The organism is Paraglaciecola sp. MB-3u-78, from assembly GCF_002835935.1.
GTDB lineage: Bacteria > Pseudomonadota > Gammaproteobacteria > Enterobacterales > Alteromonadaceae > Paraglaciecola.
Window position 1 is genome coordinate 171,432 of the sequence record NZ_PJCF01000013.1, and the last position, 20,844, is coordinate 192,275.

Consider the following 20,844-nt stretch of genomic DNA (forward strand, 5'->3'; position numbering starts at 1 on the left):
TTTATTTAAAAAACAGCGTTAGGCTGCCTTCTTCAACGCTTTTTTAAGTTTGCTTATTTTACTTGCCTGTTTTTTCATTTTTGCTTTTCTTAATTTGATCTCATCTTTGATCTTAGTTACTTTTTTGGATGCTTTAGCCATTTCATTTTCTCCTAAGTGCAAAATTGCACATTTTAATTTACCGCTTTATGTTCAGCCACAAAACGACGAATAAATTTTCTTAGTTCCCTTGCTGCGCTGGAATCTAAGTCTTCGCAAAGTGATACAAATTCGTCTCTTTCTTTGCTATTAATACGGATAACCAATTGGCTATCTTTTTTACCTAGCTTAGTCCGCTGTTTTTTGATCATCTAATCTATAACCATATAAGGAGAGCTTTCGAACATGCTACACAATGTATATACAAACAATATACGCAAATATAATTGGTGTCAAATGCGTCAAGAATATCCACTATTGTTTCACTGGTAACGGCTTACAACGTGCCTCTATACCTTGCCCCGAAACCTTAAGTGTTACAGAACAATATAAGCGGTAAAACCTAACCAGCTTAACCCTAGCAATATCCATGGCAAAGCCTTCATAGGATTATGATTAGATGCCGATTCCACGGTTTCGGTACTTTCATTATCTCGCTGTTTTATTCTTTGTTTACGCTGTTTATCTATTTCACGTAACTTTTTACCCTGCTGTTTTTTATATTCAGCAATCCCCTTCTCAATACCTTGAGCTATTAACTTAGTTTGGTCTTTAGTTTGACCCATTTTTTGGGTGCCTTTGGCCATTTTCATCGCTTGCACTTCAACTTCAGGAGATACTTTATGTTTCATTTTTGGATTTAGTATATAAGAATTTATCCGAATATTAGCAGTTTATGAGTGACTTTAAGACAAGTACTTTTTTAATGTTTATCATCTTAATGGCCTTGCTAATTTGCGTAGGAAAAAAATCAGATTAACTCAATCATGATTTTTTTGTTCACGGGGTTTTATCCAGGGGCTGTCCCATAGGCTACCAGCAGTATTAGCAGTAACCCCACCAGCGCCACCATTATTGTGGTATCAAGAATGTCCATTGTATGATCATTTTCTAATAGCGACGCCAGAGTATGTAAGGTAGGAAACAGAAATATTAACAGTAAAATATTTGGCACCGAAAACAAGATAGGTAAATCGGGTTGGGTTGGGTTAACAAATGCTTGATAATAAGCGATGGCAAGAAAGGTAAAAGGCACAATCAAAAATAGTAACTGTGCAATGCCACCAAAGGCATTTGCCAAAGCTATTCCGTATTCTTTTTTACGATGAGATGTCCACAATATTACGTATTCACTCATACCAGCAAAACCGGCCAGGATCATTGCCGCGACAATTCCACTGAGTCCCATTTCTTCTATTGCGACTGAAGCAAAATCGGCAATACTTTCGCCCCCAAGAAATGCACCTGAAATACCCAAAGCTAGCAATAATATGATTTGACCTAGGCTGCTTCGCTCAACATTTTTGAATGCCAATTGTTGCCGTTCTAGCATTTCGTCTTCGGTTAATTTTAGTGTGGCTTGGACGTCATCTTCCTCTTTCCCAAGGTCTCTTACCAATTTATAGAGATACACTACAAAAATGGCCAACAGCAAACATGCAATAACAGTCAAATCAATAGCGTCAAAAGCTTGTTTAGGGTGTCCCTTCGAAGAAAAAATCAACATAACAATGCCCAAAATCAACCCCAAGGCACCACCAGCAATCAACACTTGGGTGCCAGCATCTGTAATGGGTTTAGGCATCAGATATTTGCCTTTATAGTCTTTTGGCAGAAAGTAAGAATAAATACTAAACACCAAGGCATTGTTGTAGATAGTTATCATAGCAACAATAAAGGCAGTCAAAGGGCTCACCGGCACAAGGAACCCAATAACCACAAGTTCAGGCAAAGTAGACAGGATTTCTGACGCTGTCCCTGCCACATAGTGGGTCCACCCCATTCGCGCCGCAAAGCGCTCAGTGGCAGTCACCAAAACCTGGCAGGCCACCTGAATAATAATCAGTCCAACCACAAGTGAAAATATGGCTTCAAGGTAGTGAGGTAGCTCAATCGAAAACACCTCAAGAAGAAATAACGCTATCCATAACAGATATCCCACAGCCATCCGCACTACCCAAGGTGGGGTTGTATACTTGTGCAGATAAGCGGGTCGGCCTAAATGTAAGATGGATAATCTGTCGGGGTCGATACCTGTTTTACGCAAATATTTGTGTAGTGCTGATGGCGCACCAGGTAAGCCCGCGGCGACTTCAGGTCTTACCGATTCTGGACGTTCAGATTGGGAATGGGTTTTAGTGTGTTTCAATATGACTCACCGTAAATCTAACCTAAGGAAAATACCTCAAAATTGAAGGGTTTGCTAACCAGAAGAAGTCTAACTCTATCGGGACTTGATGTGCGTCAATAAGCCACATATTAGAAGCTTTATTAACGACGATATTCGCTTATCTTAGAGGGACTTACATTAGGTCTGTGACAAACGCGACATAAATATGAATAAATTACTGTTTTCTATTGCCTTAATCCTTGGTTTGCAAGCTTGTGTTCCTGGCCCTGAGTCTCCGGTAGGCTTTAGTCTGCCCAAGGGAGATGCCGTCGAGGGTGAGAAGGTTTTCATGAATTATCAGTGCCTAGCCTGTCATAATCTTGATGGATTTGCATATGAAATGGTCAACAAACAATTTGAACCCCCAGTACTATTAGGCGACACCTCAACACGGGTTAAAACCTATGCCGATCTGGTCACCTCGGTCATTAACCCCTCTCACAAGCTAGCCCACAACTACCCACTTGCACTTATCCAACAGCAGGGTGTGTCAAAAATGCTGGTCTTTAATGATGTGATGACAGTCACTGAGCTAGTCAATTTAGTCACTTTTTTACAACCTAACTATAAGATACCCCATTATGAATATACGTATTTTGGGCCCTATGAAATTGAGTAATGAGGGGGCAATTACTATTCACTGGTGACACACACTCCGTTTTTTTTGTGGGGAGCCAATGAAATTGAAGCATCCCAAATTCTATCCCAAATATTGCCTAATTGACTCAAATCAGGCCGACCACTCACCTTCTCAAAAGTGCCCGTAACAATCCCATTGCTTGTTTGCTTACCTACAATAAAATTAAAAACATAACTGCACTCCACGCCCATACGTAAATCAGATAGCACAATATTCTGTTCATCCTGTTTGACTGAATAAAATCCTTTAGTGAACCATTGAAGTCTCTGCACACCCCATTCATCTTGAATATTGTCGAGCAGATAGTCTGACGAGTCATACACACTTAAGCTCACATCAGATGCCGAATCAAAAACAGACACATACCCCTCATAATACTGATCATCCGACATGATCAATATTCGCCAAAGCAATGTGGATAATGGCGCAGGTGTACTCAAATAATGATTAACTTTTATCTGTCTATCGTTAAGAGCTATGGCTACTGTGTTGTCTATATAGACTTTTGCCACCAAAGACCAGCACGCATAAAGGCTACTGATTACTATGGCAAACAGATTGATTTTAGAAGCACGTTTGGGCTTAATATTGGGTAACAACACAACAATAAAAGCGATCAATAAAGGCAAGGTATAAACAGGGTCAATAATAAATAAATTAGAGATAGCAAAGGGATACTCAGTGATAGGCCATAACAATTGTGTACCATAAACCGTGAAGCTATCTAAAATCCCATGGGTGGATAAGCACAGAAATACCAGCCAAAACCAGTGTTTCTTAAATTGTGCTGCACCTTGATCGTATGTGCTTATTAACCATACGATCAACGGACTGATTAACAAATGTACTAATAAAGAATGGCTAAATCCTCGGTGAAAAGTGAAAGCTTCGACTTCCCCTCCGTAAGGTAAAAACACATCTAAGTCTGGCAAAGTACCCAGAATAGCCCCGTAGATAGCCGCTTTACGACCCACTTTGTTACCGAGTACAGCATAACCAACCGCACCTCCCAATACTGCTTGCGTTAATGAATCCATACTGCCCTTGTATACTTAACTAACCTGAGTTCAGGTTATCTATTATTGATTAGGTGATACGAGTTAACTCTCAAGTCTAGACCAGTTAAGTCATGCTTTTTCCTATGTCATCCTCCAAAATCTATTCCAATAACCCATTTTGCATCATGATGACACTTCAAGCTCAATCTTGTTTTTAATCTCTTGTCTCAATCTTGTTTTTAATCTCTTGTATAAAATATCCAATGGAAAATTTTATTTATCAGAATAATGAACTATATGTGTTATCAATTGACTTAATAATGCCAGATATTACATTGGCATATAGAATCCCAACAACTAAGGAGTACGAGTTGAAAAACAAATATTTCAATAGGTTTCGTGAATTTTTAAGGCTAACAGGCCACGCATTTAAAATAAATAAGTCGTCTATCGTGATCATAGATTGCCCCGATATCATTTTCATATTCGAGCAAGACTGCGTAGTCGTAAAACGACCATTATTGCCACTACGGAAAATCAGGTATTCGCGCCTCAATTATGACCGCTTATTGAATCTGGGTATTTCTCCCAATTAAATGTACAGGGTGGCCTAAAATAGGCTGGCAGTTCAGTGTTCTCTCATTATCTATATTATTCTTAAGCTAAAAGTTGGGTAAAACGAATACACGGTAACAATTACCCACCACTTGTTTTTAGCGTTATCTCTTTTTAATATAATTAATTGCTGAAGATACCCTCCCCGGTATCGGTCTACCAAAAATATAAACATATGAAATAGGGTTATATTAATCGCCATTCACAGCGTTAGCCCTTGATCTATATATAGAATACACTACAAAAAACATCTCAAAACCAAATCCCCCTACACTGATTTGGGTATCAATCATGAGGTACCCTCACAGACCCTTCCCCCTAAAAAATGGGTCTATAAACCAATGAACTAACCTTAATCAACATCCATAAAAAGAGTTGTTTACGTAAAAATTTGTTCGGCTATACTGCACCTTTTTAACCATCTCAAAAGTTTCTCGGAAATCTCATGCGTTCAATCCTTATTTCCATCACAGCCTTATTTTTGGCTATATTTTTGCTGTTATTGGGGAATAGTTTACTAAGCACACTGCTGATACTTCGTGGGATTGCAGAGGGCTTTTCAAGTAAGTTTTTAGGGATCCTCACTTCGGTCTATTTTTTGGGCGCTTTCATCGCGACTTTGATGGCTTCGAAGATGATCAAGCGGATGGGCCATATCCGCTGTTTTACATTCTGTACTGCCTTACTTGGCTGTTGCACGCTGGCTTACGCCTTAGTTATCTCTCCTTACGCATGGCTAATTATTCGATTTGCTACTGGCTTTGGGGTATTTGCTATGTATACAGTGGTCGAGAGTTGGTTAAATGGTCAAACACAGGACGCCTACAGAAGTCGCGTATTTTCCGTATATACCCTAATCAACCTGTTAGCGGTTGCCGCTTCCCAACAACTTCTGCTGATTGACAATGCCACCGGTTATACACTTTTCATAGTCGCGAGCCTACTTGTCACAGCTGCAATCATGCCAATTTCTTGGACCAGACTACAACAACCGAATGTGGATGTTGATATGCCATCCATGAGTATTTTAAAAGTATTTGATGCCGCACCCGTTGCAGTAACGGGATGCTTAGTATCAGGGCTGATTATGGGACCATTTTGGGGCCTGACACCCATATTTGTGAGCGGCCTAGGTTATACCGAAAATGAACTTGCTGTCTTTATATCCCTTTCTATTCTCGGGGGAGCATTGCTGCAATACCCTGTTGGCCGTTGGTCTGATCGAATGGATCGTCGACGTGTCATTTTATTTACTTTTATACTGGGTAGTCTGTTGGCATTGACTATGGCTCTGTGTGCTAAGTATTTAGCAGTTGAGCGGGGGCTAATTACTGGATTGTCAGCCATTTTTTGCGGCCTAGTGTTAGCTATATATCCTATTTCGGTAGTGCATCTTGTGGAACGTATACATAAAGATCATCTGGTAGCCGGTTCCAGCTGCCTTTTGATGATCTACGGCTTGGGATCTTTTGTTGGACCCACTGTTGCTGGATTTGCTTTGGAATATATGGGCGCTGGCGCCCTACCGGCTTATTATCTGATGGTGTTAGCCGTTTTTAGCGTGGTGCTTATCATACAATTAATTCGCTCACGTATTGTTGAAATACCCGAAGACCATGAAAGTCATTACGTGGCTATGGTGCGCACATCACCGAATGTACTGCCCATGCACCCAGAATCTGAAGAGGTGCTGTATGCACCAGAAGACTTCCCACATGGGCAGCAAGAGCAGCAAAAGCCTGAGAAAATGTGACATATTATGCTCCCCCTCAAAAAGAATCGAGTGTTAGAATACCCATCATCAAACATTAATAGGACGAGTTATGAAATTTATTGTTTTAGCGGTTGTCATTGCATTGACGATTTTCTACTTCGCTAGAAACTCAATGAATAAAAAAGAAGCAGTTGAAAATATTGCGATAGGAAAAGACTTCTTAGCAAAAAACAAAGCGAAGGAAGGTGTCATAGAAACGGCTTCTGGTTTGCAATATCAAGTATTACAAAAAGGTGAAGGAAGTGATCACCCAAGTGCAAGCACAACGGTAAAAGTCCATTACCACGGTACGTTATTAGACGGCACAGTATTTGATAGCTCAGTAGAACGTGATGAACCTATCAGTTTCTCTTTAAATCAAGTCATAAAAGGTTGGACCGAAGGGGTTCAATTAATGGTTGTTGGTGATAAATTTAAATTTTTCGTCCCATCTGAATTAGGCTACGGCAATAGAGCAACGGGAAAAATAACCTCAGGCTCGTTACTCATTTTTGAAGTGGCACTTTTAGACATCCAATAATGAAGTAGCTATCTGTCAATGGGATGACTGATAGTCTGCTTGATGGCAGTCAACAATTCTAGCTGTAACAAATCCTATTTGTTACAGTGATAAACACTCTAATCATCAAGGAAACTTGCAACTATGTCTGAGCTCAATACTTTTAAAGCTTTGCTGGTAGAAGAAACCGCCAATAAACAATTTACTTTGAATATAGTCAATCGCTCAGTGAGTGACTTACCAGAAAATGACTTACTCGTTAATGTTCACTATTCATCATTGAATTACAAAGATGCGTTATCTGCTAGCGGCAATAAACGGGTCAGCGCACATTTTCCTCATACTCCCGGGATAGATGCTGCAGGTGTTGTTGTGCGCGATAAGTCAGGCACCTTTTCGCCCGGAGATGAGGTAGTGATGTTTGGCTATGATTTGGGTATGAACACCCCAGGCGGTTTAGGTCAGATGATATCCATTCCCGCCAACTGGGCAGTTAAACGCCCAGATAATTTAACCTTAAAAGAAGCCATGAGTTACGGAACTGGCGGTTTAACAGCGGCTCTTTGCGTCCAAAAACTAGAAAAAATGGGTGCACGTCCTGAAGATGGCCCCGTTGCGGTGACTGGATCAACTGGGGGGGTCGGCAGTATCAGTATCGCCCTCCTGAAGCAATTGGGTTATAGCGTGGTAGCCTTTTCAGGCAAACCTGAACAAACTGCGCATTTAAAGTCTATTGGTGCCGATGAAGTATTGCATCGTGATGTGCTCAATGAAGTAGCTGATCTGCCAATGGGAAAAGAAAGATGGGCTCATGGAATAGATACCTTAGGCGGTGACTATCTAAGTAACCTTTTAAAACAAATTAAATCCGGTGGCGGCGTATCCGCATGTGGACTCGCGTCTTCTGATTCATTTTCCTCTACCGTATTTCCTTTTATTATCAGAGGTGTGTCGTTACTCGGTGTGGACTCGGTATATATCCCACTTAGTGATAAACAACATATTTGGCAACGTGTCGCTAGCGATATGAAGCTGCCGAATCTGCAAAATTTATGTGAAGAAATATCCTTAGAACAAACCCCAGAATATCTGAAACGCTTTATGCAGGCTAAGGTTGTGGGGCGTTATTTGGTCAATTTACAAGGTTAAAATAGTAAATTTATAGTGCATGAGTGAAGAGCATAAACTATCGGGGTCATACACTATGGTGTGCTGCCTCCGATAGTCACAGTTACCACTTTTGAGTCGTGATTATGCAACCTTGTTACTCTCGTAAAGCGGTTGTTGTGTGGTGGTTAGGATTAAGAGATAAAAAATGAGTGATTAAATGCTAAAACTCAATTCAAAGAAGTAGTGTATTCCCCTTGGTATAGGCTCCACTTTACCTATTAGCAAAATTATCCTTCTATTCGTTTGCGCCCTAAGCCACTAGCCACTAGCCACTAGCCACTACAACGATTTTCTGGTGGGCATCACCACGTTAGCGAATATTAACCCTGCCACCAAAGACATCAATATTAAGAAGGTTTCCTGACCAATATGATCGGTTTTGATAATATCTTGGCCTGAGATAAACAAATTCAATCCAATATAGGTTTTTGACCCCGGAACCAGCACAATTAAACCGGGCATAGCCACTATAGTAGAGGGAGCGTTAACAATCCGTGAAAACAGATTCGCAAATACCCCCAGTGCAAATGCCCCCACAAAAGCGCCAAGTCCGTTTTCAAGGTAACCTGAACTCCAAGTCGATGTCCCATAGGCAATAAAGGTGGAAGCGATTGCCCAATGCACATGTTTCATTCGAGTTCGAAAGATAGCAACCAGACCCACGCTAAGCATGAGTACGCCTAACCAGTTGACCCAAACAGGCAAGGTGACAGCCATTGCCAGCTCTTGTTGATCAAATAATTGGTAGCCCAAACTCACCCCTAAAAAAGCACCAAAATACAGTTTAAATAGCTGCATGGTGGCATCCATTATCCGCACCGTTCCAGATACCATATTCCGTGAAGACAATTCAGCTAATCCCATGGTCAATGACAAACCCGGCACTAATATGATCAAAGAGGAAAGAATGATCAGCCAGATGTTAAATCCTGATGATGAGTAATGGTTAATCGCACACGCCACAAAGCCCACTGTAAAAGATGCCACAGGCTCCAGCATCAAATTAACCCGTCTTGAACGAAGTGCCCATAGGGTCCACAAGTACACCATTACCCCCAACAAACCAGAATACATAATTTCTGACCAACCGGCTCCCATCAACATTGCAAATGCGCTGGTAGACAAGCCAAAAGCAAAACCGGTTAAGCTCTTGCCGTAAGGACTGGGCATGACGTCAATCTCGTTCAAGCGTTTATCGGCTTCATTAAGGGAGATTTCGCCAGACAGCAACTCTTGGGCTAATTCATCAGTCCTAGACAAGGAATTCATATCCAGCTCACCCGGCTGCATGCGTGCAGAATGGTTATATTCCTCTTCGTGACCATCACTCCATAACACAATAGTTAACGAGGTGGGTGTAGAAATAAAGGATGCATGCAGACCAAAATGCGTAGCAATTTCAGTTAAATACGCTTCCAAACGAAAAGAGGGTGAGCCATACTTGTGCAACATTTTAGCCAGTTTAAGGATAAAACGACGTATTTGGATAAACTCTAACTGGTCCATTTCTCTGCTACTACTTCAAAAGTTAAGGTCATGCAAGGAGCGCTAAAAAAGCTACTTGCATATACAAAGGTGATAATCAAGGCGTGGATTTTAGTGATAGATATCATTAGGGGCAATGAACATTTTTTGACTATTTCAATTAGAATAACTAATGAATAAAGTTCACTATAAAAAGACTATATTGCGGCATGGTCTAAGGAGGAAATGTGCTTAATTTGCGCAATGAAAATTAGCAGGACACAGTGTATTTCATGGCATCACCATTGCAAATTAGCCGTTAGCAATGTCAAAAGCCTTTGTTTAAAAGGGGTTTGAATGCGAGATGAAAACGTCAAAGACTATTTTCTATGCTGACAGTCATAAAACATGAAAAAGCAATATTAACCACCGGCAGTAATATGCTTACGCAGCTGTGTGTATGCCTGTAATATCGACTGAGACACTTCATTCCTGCCACCTTTATCGGGATGGTTTTCGTGTTGTAGTTTTCGATATTGCTGCTTGAGTTCAGATAAATTAGTATCCTTCAACGCGTCAATTTCCATCGTAATACAAGCTCGTTCAAGTGCCGATCCAGAGAGCTTGGCATGATGATCATAACCTACCATTTTTTGCCAAAAACTGTCTAACAAGGCTTCCACGTCATTCTCATTGGTAGCGCTTAAATTACTCCAGTCTAAGTAGTAGTTAGCAAGTGGGTCTTCTGTTTGAATATTGGCAGCAGACTCCAAAATAGGGAGTAAGGTAATACGCGTCAGCCCAATGTCTAACTGCCCTATTTTTTGTTCGCGCCATTGATTCTTCAACTGATAAAGACAGTGAAACAACACAAAGTGTGTTTGAAACATCATCAACGCGTCTCCCAGAGCATGCTCATCAAACACCAAGTAAGGCGGACTTTTTAAGGCCTTGATTAAGTCATACTCGCTGATCCCCTCTTCAAACTGTGATCGAAAGGTGACAAGTGCATCGATTAGTAATCTTTGTAGTTCGTTAAACTTGTGTGGCAATTAACTCTCCGTATCAAACTTTGTATCTAAGCGTTCATTCATCTAAAGACTCTGGTCATAAATGGCTGCCCCTTTTCGCCTTAATCATGATAACCCCCCATTAAAGCGGGTTTCAAATAAACGAATGAAGTCTGCAACTGGTAAGCTGATATTAAGATCGTTGCAGTCTGAATATCTAACCAAAGCTCGCCGCTTTCTTATAAGCAGTGCGGTCTTGCACTTTTGCCAAATAAGCCAAGGTGTTATCCCGACCTTTAAGCAAGCCAAGACTAGCTGCAATTTCTAGCATGATTTGCATCATAATGTCGGCAGCGGTGAATTCAGTGCCTGCAAAATACTCCCGCTCAGCCAAAATAGATTCAATATAACCAAAGTCTACAGCCACTTCTTTAGCAATATAGCCGTCCATCTTTTGGTCGCCGCTGCGGGTTTCCATGCCCATAAATAACCTAAACATCACCGGTAATGCCAAGGATCCTTCAGCAAAATGTGACCATTCCAGATATTGATAATATTCTTTGGTCCCCTTTTCAGGGCGTAAACGTTTTTCAACGTCTTGATCCAAAATGTATTCCATTATGGTACTAGACTCACACAAGGTAATATCACCATCAACGATAATGGGTGCTTTACTCAGCGGGTGAACTGCTTTCAAGCTTTCAGGGGCTAAATTCGTCTGAGCATCACGCTGATAATCAATACGTTGATACTCCATGTCTAGCTCTTCTAACAACCACAATACGCGTTTAGAACGAGATTTATTTAAATGGTGTACTGTTAACATAATATGTCTCTTTAAAAGTTGTTATTAATTATAATTCGTCAGGATCGACGAGCATCACAAGCTTGCCAAAGTTTTTGCCTAGTTTTAATAAGTTGACGCCATCGGAAATAGCATAATCTTGCCATCCCGAAGATGAAAGCTACCTAACGTTGGCGCACCCACCGGACGCGTCGCGAATGTCCACTGGCGATTAACCTGCACACTTTGAACCGTAGAATGATGTTGATTTACAATTGTCATCTTGATTGTCCTATACCAAAGGTCGAATTAAAGAGCAGTTACTAATATTTCTCGGCTGATATCAGGTGTAACAGCGCTATGTTCACCTAACTTCACCATACCGTGTCGCGTTAGTTTTTCGATTAACAAATCTATATCCGCTACACCTAAATCAACATGGGATAAACGAGTAGGCACTTGCATCTTTTCAAAAAACTGCTCGGTTAATGCAATAGCCCGATCAATACGTGCATCTTCATCACCCTCTGTCACATTCCAGACACGTTCAGCGTACTGTAATAATTTTTCACGCTTTGCTTCTTTACGTATTTTCATCACAGCAGGTAATACTATGGACAAAGTACGTGCATGGTCGATACCATGGGTACCCGTTAGTTCGTGTCCAATCATGTGAGTGGTCCAATCTTGCGGTACACCGGCTCCAATTAAACCATTAAGCGCCATCGTTGCTGCCCACATAATGTTGCCACGCACGTCTAGGTCTTTAGACGTTTCAGGGGCCAATGCTTTTGGTCCTTCTTCGATTAAAGTTAACAATAGTCCTTCAGCAAAACGGTCTTGCACCTTAGCGTTCACGCTGTAGGTAAGGTATTGTTCCATAGTGTGAACAAACGCATCCACAGCACCGTTACCGATTTGGCGGTCGGACAATGAAAGTGTTACCGCAGGGTCGAGTATCGCAAAAATAGGACGAACCAGAGGGCTTGCGAAGGGTAGCTTATTACCATTGCGGGTCACTACCGCACCAGTATTTGACTCCGAACCGGTTGCTGGCAAAGTAAGTACACAAGCAAGTGGCAACGCTTTGGTAATACGTACTTGTTTGCTCACTATATCCCAAGGATCTTCACCTTCGTAAAGCGCCACAGCGGCGATAAATTTAGAACCATCAACCACCGAACCACCGCCAACGGCTAGAATAAAGTCGATATTATTTTCTTTAATAATATCTTGTGCCTTCATTAACGTATCGTAACTTGGGTTTGGCTCGATGCCAGAGAATTCAAACCACGTATGCTTGGCGAGAGCTGCAACAACTTGGTCATAAACGCCATTACTTTTGATTGAGCCACCGCCATAGGTCATCAGTATTTTTGCATCACTAGGGATCTGTTTACTTAACGAGGCTATTTGACCTTCACCAAAACGGATTTGAGTCGTATTTTGAAAACTAAAATTTAACATGATTATGATTCCTGATTATTTCTAAAATTAAGCTAGAGCGGTTAAATCATCCACAACTAAATCTAATAACCTCTTTTTTTCCAGAACTGGATCTCACCCTCTGTGTGTTCTACTAATAAACTGAAGGTTTTCTGCGCAATGACTTTGCCATCAAACTCTATCACCATTCGCCAATCTCCGATTTTATCGTGAATAGGTGCCCATACTGTGTCACCTAGATAAAATTCCCAATCATTATTTCTTATATATACCACTCCCTCAAAGGGCGGCATGGCATGTCCACTTTCATCGGGTACGTCAGGATGAAAAATGCTCCAATCTAAGCGTTTTCCTTTAGATTTTTTAGCCTTAAGAATAAAACCAAATTCAATATCTAATTGTATTGGGATACGGGTAGTAAACGTTTTGATTTTTGGAAGGCTTTTACTTTTTTCATCCCAGCTTTCATAAATACCGTAACTGGTCATCTCAAAAGATGTACGTAACTTAGACAATTAAACTCCAAAAAATCAATGTTTTAAGTGATAGAAATGCCCACGCTTGAATACTGTTATCATTGCTGGCAGATAGTCATAAAGTGTAGATAATGCAGATTTTTCTGCAGTTAAGGAAAACGGCATCAATCAGCCGATTTCATTACCATGCCGCCCTTCATAACAAAATGCACATTCCTTAAGGTAGAGATATCTTTCAAAGGGTTGCCGGATACTGCAATGATATCGGCAAGCTTTCCTTTTTCTAAGGTACCTAGTTTGTCCTGCACACCGAGTAGTTCAGCGCTGGTGATGGTGGCAGAGCGGATCGCATCCGCAGCTGACATGCCTGCATCAACCATCATAACAAATTCATCGGCATTCTCTCCATGTGGAGTCACAGCCGAGTCGGTTCCGAAGGCAATGTTAACCCCGGCTTTATAAGCATTCAGAAAGGTCTGCTGGGCGGCCGCTGAGGCAGCGTAGGCTTTAGCTTTGATAGCATCGGTGAAAAAAGGATTTCCTTCCATCGTTGACGGAAGCTTAACGCCAGGTGATAAGGTTGGCACTAAGTAGGCACCGGTTTGGTTGAAAAGTGTCATCGCTTCAGCATCAGAAAACGTGCCATGGTCAATGCTATCTACACCAGCCTTAAGGGCTGCAATAACACCGTTAGTGCCATGGGCATGAGCGGCCACTTTGACTCCTAAGCTATGGGCTGTAACGACTATTTCAGTTAGCTCGTCATCAGTCATTTGCTGATCTGTACCAGTGGCAGTATCCGAGAGAACACCTCCGGTAGCGGTGATTTTGATCCAATCAGCGCCCATTTTAATGGCATTACGTGTGGCTTTGCGGCATTCGTATGGACCGTCACAAATGGTTTCAGGAGTCCAAAGCTTGAGCAACTCTGGTTTAACACCATCAATATCACCATGTCCTCCAGTGGCAGCTAGGGCACTACCAGCTGCGAAAATACGCGGTCCGGGTATTAATCCTTTGCCTACGGCATCCCGTAATGCATATATAGCTTCTGGATTACCGCCAAGATCACGGACGGTGGTAAAGCCAGCCATCAAGGTTTTATTCGCAAAGTGCGCCCCCATAAGGGCTTCCATAGAAGTGGTGACATAAAGTGCATCGGTGCGGCTTGACGCACTTAACTCAGACAATAAATGAACATGCATATCCATTAAGCCCGGTAATACAAACTGGTCTTTTAAATCAATGAGTTTGGCACCGTTGTCTATATCCGCTGCAGGAATATACCCATTTGCAATGCGCTCAATGCGATTATCTCGCACCACAATAGTTTGCTTGCTCAAGGGTTTTTCACCTGGTGTCACTAACACACTTCCTGCATGAATTACCCATACATTGTCAGCAGACGCTGTCGATATACAAAACGCAAAAAAACATGTCAACAAGCTGATAATTTTGATCATCTTAGTACCTATTCTGATTATTGTGATTTAACGGTAGAAACGTTTACAGGAACTTTAAAGAAGTGTTCTCATGCTTCCAAAACCTTGAGGAATTAACCCAGTAATGAGGTGATAATGACCCTAAACACTGCATATTTTTTTCCTTGTATAAGCAGAATAAACAACATCCTTGATCTATACAACATGCATCGATTCAGTTGGGTATAGAGTCATTATTCTTATTGTTAAACTGAATGATGAGAAAGGCAATTTCGCTTTAGATGTCATTTTTCATGCGTTATTAGGAGGAGGAACAACATGGCTTCCCTACTAATTTAGCGGGTTAATTTACATGCATTTCTGCTTGCATGATTTTTATATCCTATTAATCTAACCACCATAAAACATGTACATATATGGAGCAATATCTGATTATTGTTCTTTAAAAAGGCTTCTGTAGGAGAAAATTTTGAATCTCAAAAACAAGTTAAAAATAACCAGTGCCCTAGGCCTTAGTTTGTTGTTGATGTCATGCGCTGAAAATGACGTGTCCACTGCAGAAATGGCGGCAGAATGTCTCGTCGCGGATATGGTGTTGCACAATACAAAGATATATACAGCAAATGACGCACAGTGGACCGCTGAAGCAACAGCAGTGCTTGGAGATAAAATTATATTTGTGGGATCAAATGCCAATGCTGCCAAATATATGTGCGGTGAAGCACAAATAATGGATTTGGCGGGAAAATATGTCTATGCAGGTTTCACCGACAGCCACCAACACGTGGAAGGTGTTGGACAGCGTCCAAAAACATTAAGCCTGTTCGGTATTACAACACTGAAAGAAACCGTTGATGCCATTAAAACCTTCGCAGTAAAGGTACCTGCGAATGAGTGGGTTCAGGGCCGTGGCTGGATTGAACGGGAATGGACCGACGAAAAAAGATTTCTCACACGACATGACGTTGATCCATTTACTGCCGACAAACCACTGTTTATGCCACGTGCAGATGGCGTTTCTGCCCTTGTTAACTCAAAGGCACTGGCGCTTGCCGGCATAACCAAAGATTATCCTGATCCACTGGGTGGAAAATTTGAGCGTGAAGCAGACGGCACGCCAAACGGTTATATTCTTGCCACTGCCATGAATATTTTTCGGGGTCTTATTCCGCCAAAAACACGGGAATATAAAAAAGACAGCCTGATGCAAGGCATGTATGAAAACGCCAAAGTGGGTTGGACCAATACCCAAGACGCGGGAATGCCCTACGTTAACGTTGAAATCATCAAGGAAATTCACGCAGCAGGAAATATGTCTACTCGTATATATGCGGCAGCAAATGTGATGGAAGCGGCGATAATGCTTGAGCGCGGCCGCGAAACAACAGCCGATAACATGTTCGATTTGCGCGGTATTAAAGTGTATATCGACGGCACGCTTGGTTCGCGCGGTGCAGCACTACTTGAAAATTATGCGGACGCTGATCATAACGGATTTATGAACCGCACAACCAAAGAAGAACTAGATCCCATTTTACGAGCAGCACTACGTCAAGGGATTCAAATCGAAACCCACGTGATTGGAGACCGGGCGGTTCGTGAACTTTTGGATTGGTACGAAGAAGCGTTTAATGCGGTGCCAAAATCTGAACGAGCAGTAGCTGAGCCTCGATGGAGACTTGAACACGCACAAATTATTCCACCTCAAGACCAAGAACGTTTAGTTAGTTTGGGTATTCTGGTGTCTATGCAACCAAGCCACGGAATTGGTGATCTTAACTTTGCACCCGATAGACTGGGTCCCAAACGCCTTGGTCACGCTTACCCATGGCAGCAATTGATTGACCGCGGTTTGATGATCCTGGGTGGGTCTGATGCGCCAGTAGAACAGGGAGATCCACGGATTGAGTTTTACGCGGCGGTGACACGCAAAAGGCTTGATGGAACATCCGGAGAAGGATGGCATCCCGAGCTTGCTGTAAAACGCGAAACAGCCCTTAAAATGTTTACAATATGGCCTGCCTATGGCGCATTTCAAGAAGATATTCGTGGCTCTGTAGAAGTAGGGAAATATGCCGATTTCACAATACTTGACCGAGATTGGCTTAGCGTTCCAGAAGCGGATATTTTGACATCAGAAAACCTCATGACCATAGTAGGCGGAAAAATCACTTATCAAAATAGAATATAGGCAGTTTCTTGCAAGTTGGGTATCAATTTTAAACGTTAAGAATTTGTCAAAGTAATAAAAAGTCTGATGCGCTTATATTTGGCATCACGCTTTTTTATAGCCCTCATACCGCCTAATTCCAAAAGGTTCAAATTAGTTTTATCAAATAACTATAAAACAAATATCTATTTAAATTTTTGGTTCTATATTTACCTAAATCTGAGGTTATTAACCGTTAACTCCTTTATAGACGTTTTTCCCATGAGCTTCATATCACGCTCAAGTTCTGCGCGCATCAGTCCTAATGCCCGTTCAACACCGTTTTGACCAGCAGCGGCAAGGGGATACAAATACCCTCGACCAATACCTACGGCTTTAGCGCCTAGTGACAAGGCTTTAAGTACATGTGTGCCACGTTGAATTCCACTATCAAACAATATGTCAATTTTATCACCCACGGCCTCGACTATTTCAGCCAATTGATCAAATGAACTACGAGAACCATCTAGTTGTCGTCCACCATGATTAGAGATGACAATACCAGTACAACCTATATCCACGGCTCTTTTAGCATCTTCTACACTCATTATGCCTTTTAAACAAAATTCGCCATCCCAGCGTTTAACCATTTCTGCTACATCGTCCCAATCCATCGATGGGTCAAGCATATTAGTAAAGTAATCGCCGATTGAACTGGCACCATTGCCCATATCTACATGGCCTTCAAGCTGCGGTAGTTTAAAAGATTCGTGTGTAACATAATTAATCCCCCACATAGGTTTTATCGCAAATTGGATCAGCCCTCCCAATGTTAGACGAAATGGCATAGAGAATCCGCTGCGTAAATCACGCTCACGATTGCCCCCCGTAATAGAATCAACGGTTAACATCATAACTTGTATGCCGGCATCTTTTGCCCGTGACATCATGGCATTATTTAATCCCCTGTCTTTATGGAAATAAAACTGATAAACCTGTGGCGTACTCACTTCTTTGGCTATTTCTTCCATACTTACCGTACCTAAAGAAGAGACTCCAAACAGCGTACCAAATTTTTCAGCCGCTTTTGCAACGGCCCTTTCTCCTTGATGATGAAATAGTCGTTGTAAAGCGGTTGGAGAGCAATACACCGGCATATCTAGTTTTTGCCCCATGACGGTAACGGATAAATCGATATCTTTTACGCCCGTCAATACATTGGGAACCAAATCACAATCGTCGAATGCCCTTGAGTTGCGTTTTTGAGTAGTTTCATCGTCAGCGCCACCGTCTATGTAATCAAAAATAGGGCCCGGCACACGCTTTTTGGCTAAGGTTCTAAAATCGTGAAAGTTATGACATTGTGCCAATCGCATAATATGTATCCAAGTTAATTCTAAGAGAATGAGTACACAAACATCAGGCGTCTTTAATATTCACTATCTCAGTGTTGTATTATTTTGTGTGCTTAAATTTACCAACATTTTAGAGTTTATCGTTACTTTTAGCGGCATTTCGCAACCAAACCATGAAAATCATATTGATAATCAAAAATTCATAATTTCCCATAGTCGCACCAACTTTCGCATACTGAGTGACAGCACAGTCCCTAAAATAAAAAAATGCACTTTCATTAGTCCACATTTTAGATTGACCAAAGGTTACACACATCACTCACTATATCCCATATCTATCCATTGATTATGTCATTTATGGAAAAAGTCATTCGCCTTTTTGCCTGTTTATCTTAAATGAATGCATCCGTAGATTGTGCCCTTCTAACGAGACAAAATTAACAAACCGTTAACACCAGTTACAAATAGGAACACCATGAAACCGATGCATTTTAACTCAATAATAGCCAGTACCTTGGCTAGTTTATCCCTCATCAGTAGTGCTCAAGCGGTCGAGCTACTGAATATCAAAAATGGTAATGAAGTCACTAAAGTTTCACTGGGTGGTTATGCCAAAATCGACGTAAGGCATGTCAATGGTGATATTGCTTACCAAGACTATTGGATTGCCAATATTCCAGGAGGTAAAAAGACCGAGACCTCTCATACTGGATTCAACGTCAGGGAATCACGCCTCAATTTCAAAATTACCCATGGTGATGTCACTGGTGTGGTGGAATTTGATATGTATGGTGGTGGTGGCAACGAAGTGGTCAGCAACTCATCTAATCCAAGATTACGTCATTTCTATATCAGTTACAAAAATTGGATGGTAGGGCAGAACTGGAGCACATTTATGCCTCTGCATGCATTGCCTGAATCTTTGGATTTTGGAGGACCACACGTAGGAGAGGTGTTTTCCCGCGAAACACAAATTCGATATTCTTACGGTAATTGGCAATTTGCTATCGAAAATACTGAAACGAACGGAGACGGTGACATTGGGGCACCTTCAAGCGCGGTTGGGCTGTCTGGTGATGAAGCCGACCCCGATGAAGCTTTACCCAATTTTGTCGCTCGATATAATCATTCAGCCGATTGGGGATTAGTTTCAATAGGCGCTTTAGTACGTAAAATTGACCAAGGAGGGCTCGATGAACCCACCATCGCCATTAACCTTGCGGGTAAAATTAAAACCATAGATAAAGACGATTTTCGTTTTCAAGTGACTGTGGGTAGTTCAGGCCGCTTCGTTGCTGCGGGTATGACACCAGATATTGTGATCGATCCCCAAACCGATGAAATCGAAGTGGAAGAGACGATCGCCTTTACCATGGCCTATCGTCATTTTTGGAGTGAAACACTGCGTTCAACCTTGTTTTACGGTGCTGCAGAGACTGGCATATTGCAACGTAAACGCTCGCACTGGGGGATTAATTTTATTGACAACATTACTAAACAGCTAGATGTGGGGGTTGAGATTGGTAACTACGCGGTTGATGACGTAGCTATGGAATCGATTGATTCACACTATCTGCAGCTCTCAACCAAATATGCCTTTTAGATTAACTGCAGCTTTTAATATTGGATCTATCTTTAAGGGTTATCAACCTTCCTTAATTTGAGCCGATTAGTAAAAGTAGTCTTTTTTCTCATGAAAAGCCGTTCTGAAATGCTCAACTAGTAAATTGAGCTTTTTGTCTGGCTGCCTAGTGCGAGGGTAAACTGCATAGATCCCTAATTTTTTCCCGGTGTATTGTGCTAACAGCGAAATCAACTTTCCTGAAACCAGCTCCTCATGCACCAATGCTCTTGGCAGGTACGCTATACCAAAATCAGCTAATGCAGCTTGTCGCAATGAATCGAGGTTATTGGTATGAAATCGTCCTTGAACCTGAACATTATGAGGTGCGTTATTAATATGAAATTGCCATAGGTCGGAGCCCGTCCCCTCCGATTTGAAGATTAAACAATGCTGCTGTAACAAATCATCAGGCATCACAGGTGTACCTTTTAGGCGCAGATAGTTTGGGCTCGCACACACTATCCAATGTGAATCAATCAATCTGCGCGCAATCAAAGAAGAGTCTTCTAAATGGGCTGTACGGATCGCCAAATCGTAACCATCGTCAATTAAATCAACAAAGTCATTACTGATAGACACTTCCACTTCAACCCCTGGATAGTGCTGACAAAACTTTGCTGTTGCGTGACTAAGAACCAGACCAGCGGACACCGCAGGCATAGTGATCTTGATTTTCCCTCTAATTTCGTCGCCGTAACCAGTCACGGCATCTTGAGCATCCTCCAATGCAAGCTTTGCTAAGCGCGCTTTACCATAAAGTGCTTGACCCGCATCGGTTAGGCTTAACTTACGCGTGGTGCGATATAGAAGTTGCACGTTGAGTTCTTTCTCAAGCCGCCCAATCCGCTTACTGACGACTGAGTTAGTTAGTTCAAGCTTTTCTGCAACCCTAGAAAATGAGCCCTCATCAACCACCCTCACAAATAAAAATATGTCATCTGCTTTAACCATTTCACCCTCTACTTTTTACTTTTGCACCCATTTATTATGTCAAAAAAAGAAATAAACATTGTCTTTAATGCATATATAT

The 20,844-nt window shown here is 41.7% G+C and carries 19 protein-coding genes; 6 read left to right on the plus strand and 13 right to left on the minus strand.

All coding sequences use genetic code 11. From position 1 onward, the window contains the following. Positions 1-18: 18 nt before the first annotated feature. The 4 genes from CXF95_RS31225 to CXF95_RS29730 all read right to left on the minus strand — a co-directional run bounded on the left by CXF95_RS31225 (position 19) and on the right by CXF95_RS29730 (position 2,347). On the minus strand, positions 19-141 hold the full coding sequence (locus tag CXF95_RS31225) for a hypothetical protein (protein ID WP_255418956.1): 123 nt from the start codon (positions 139-141) through the stop codon (positions 19-21). A 32-nt stretch (positions 142-173) separates the two neighbouring features. Beyond that, positions 174-350: a hypothetical protein gene (locus CXF95_RS30095; RefSeq protein ID WP_198556694.1), complete on the minus strand. Its 177-nt coding sequence runs from the start codon at positions 348-350 to the stop codon at positions 174-176. Positions 351-515: 165 nt separating this feature from the next. Beyond that, complete coding sequence (locus tag CXF95_RS24635; protein ID WP_101201147.1) at positions 516-830, minus strand: DUF2956 domain-containing protein; 315 nt, start codon at positions 828-830, stop codon at positions 516-518. Between the two features lie 158 nt (positions 831-988). After that, positions 989-2,347 carry a hypothetical protein gene (locus CXF95_RS29730; protein WP_157828236.1) on the minus strand — a complete coding sequence of 453 codons (1,359 nt, stop codon included), beginning with the start codon at positions 2,345-2,347 and terminating at the stop codon, positions 989-991. 187 nt (positions 2,348-2,534) lie between these two features. On the opposite strand from CXF95_RS29730, the gene CXF95_RS24645 reads away from it, so the two are divergent. Continuing rightward, a complete protein-coding gene (locus tag CXF95_RS24645) occupies positions 2,535-2,987 on the plus strand; it encodes a cytochrome C (protein ID WP_101201148.1) in 453 nt (150 codons plus the stop codon). 14 nt (positions 2,988-3,001) lie between these two features. On the opposite strand, the gene CXF95_RS24650 is transcribed toward CXF95_RS24645, so the two are convergent. Then, positions 3,002-4,045 (minus strand): metal-dependent hydrolase, encoded by a 1,044-nt coding sequence (locus CXF95_RS24650; RefSeq protein ID WP_101201149.1) that lies wholly within the window; start codon positions 4,043-4,045, stop codon positions 3,002-3,004. 1,021 nt (positions 4,046-5,066) lie between these two features. Between CXF95_RS24650 and CXF95_RS24660 the strand changes: the two genes are divergently transcribed. The 3 genes from CXF95_RS24660 to CXF95_RS24670 all read left to right on the plus strand — a co-directional run bounded on the left by CXF95_RS24660 (position 5,067) and on the right by CXF95_RS24670 (position 8,043). Next, positions 5,067-6,374, plus strand: coding sequence for an MFS transporter (locus tag CXF95_RS24660; RefSeq protein WP_101201151.1), 1,308 nt, complete (start codon positions 5,067-5,069; stop codon positions 6,372-6,374). A 70-nt stretch (positions 6,375-6,444) separates the two neighbouring features. Then, on the plus strand, positions 6,445-6,915 hold the full coding sequence (locus CXF95_RS24665) for an FKBP-type peptidyl-prolyl cis-trans isomerase (RefSeq protein ID WP_101201152.1): 471 nt from the start codon (positions 6,445-6,447) through the stop codon (positions 6,913-6,915). A 123-nt stretch (positions 6,916-7,038) separates the two neighbouring features. After that, positions 7,039-8,043 carry a YhdH/YhfP family quinone oxidoreductase gene (locus tag CXF95_RS24670; protein ID WP_101201153.1) on the plus strand — a complete coding sequence of 335 codons (1,005 nt, stop codon included), beginning with the start codon at positions 7,039-7,041 and terminating at the stop codon, positions 8,041-8,043. Positions 8,044-8,343: 300 nt separating this feature from the next. Here CXF95_RS24670 and CXF95_RS24675 read toward each other — a convergent pair whose 3' ends face one another. The 6 genes from CXF95_RS24675 to CXF95_RS24700 form a co-directional block, all read right to left on the minus strand. Beyond that, the gene (locus CXF95_RS24675; protein WP_101201154.1) at positions 8,344-9,570 is read right to left on the minus strand and encodes a threonine/serine exporter ThrE family protein; all 1,227 of its coding nucleotides are present in this window, start codon (positions 9,568-9,570) and stop codon (positions 8,344-8,346) included. 380 nt (positions 9,571-9,950) lie between these two features. After that, complete coding sequence (locus CXF95_RS24680; RefSeq protein ID WP_101201155.1) at positions 9,951-10,580, minus strand: DNA-J related domain-containing protein; 630 nt, start codon at positions 10,578-10,580, stop codon at positions 9,951-9,953. A gap of 175 nt (positions 10,581-10,755) precedes the next feature. Then, on the minus strand, positions 10,756-11,364 hold the full coding sequence (locus CXF95_RS24685) for a glutathione S-transferase family protein (protein WP_101201156.1): 609 nt from the start codon (positions 11,362-11,364) through the stop codon (positions 10,756-10,758). A gap of 267 nt (positions 11,365-11,631) precedes the next feature. Further along, a complete protein-coding gene (locus CXF95_RS24690) occupies positions 11,632-12,789 on the minus strand; it encodes an iron-containing alcohol dehydrogenase (RefSeq protein WP_101201157.1) in 1,158 nt (385 codons plus the stop codon). A 62-nt stretch (positions 12,790-12,851) separates the two neighbouring features. After that, positions 12,852-13,283, minus strand: coding sequence for a DUF3859 domain-containing protein (locus CXF95_RS24695; protein WP_101201158.1), 432 nt, complete (start codon positions 13,281-13,283; stop codon positions 12,852-12,854). Positions 13,284-13,408: 125 nt separating this feature from the next. Then, positions 13,409-14,707, minus strand: a complete 1,299-nt coding sequence (locus CXF95_RS24700) for an amidohydrolase family protein (RefSeq protein WP_101201159.1) — start codon at positions 14,705-14,707, stop codon at positions 13,409-13,411. Positions 14,708-15,155: 448 nt separating this feature from the next. On the opposite strand from CXF95_RS24700, the gene CXF95_RS24705 reads away from it, so the two are divergent. Beyond that, positions 15,156-16,877: an amidohydrolase gene (locus tag CXF95_RS24705; protein WP_232788025.1), complete on the plus strand. Its 1,722-nt coding sequence runs from the start codon at positions 15,156-15,158 to the stop codon at positions 16,875-16,877. Between the two features lie 188 nt (positions 16,878-17,065). On the opposite strand, the gene CXF95_RS24710 is transcribed toward CXF95_RS24705, so the two are convergent. Beyond that, on the minus strand, positions 17,066-18,211 hold the full coding sequence (locus CXF95_RS24710; protein WP_101201160.1) for an alpha-hydroxy acid oxidase: 1,146 nt from the start codon (positions 18,209-18,211) through the stop codon (positions 17,066-17,068). A gap of 454 nt (positions 18,212-18,665) precedes the next feature. On the opposite strand from CXF95_RS24710, the gene CXF95_RS24720 reads away from it, so the two are divergent. Next, positions 18,666-19,793, plus strand: coding sequence for a DcaP family trimeric outer membrane transporter (locus CXF95_RS24720; protein ID WP_101201162.1), 1,128 nt, complete (start codon positions 18,666-18,668; stop codon positions 19,791-19,793). A gap of 66 nt (positions 19,794-19,859) precedes the next feature. On the opposite strand, the gene CXF95_RS24725 is transcribed toward CXF95_RS24720, so the two are convergent. Beyond that, positions 19,860-20,765, minus strand: coding sequence for a LysR family transcriptional regulator (locus CXF95_RS24725; RefSeq protein WP_101201163.1), 906 nt, complete (start codon positions 20,763-20,765; stop codon positions 19,860-19,862). Positions 20,766-20,844: the final 79 nt, after the last annotated feature.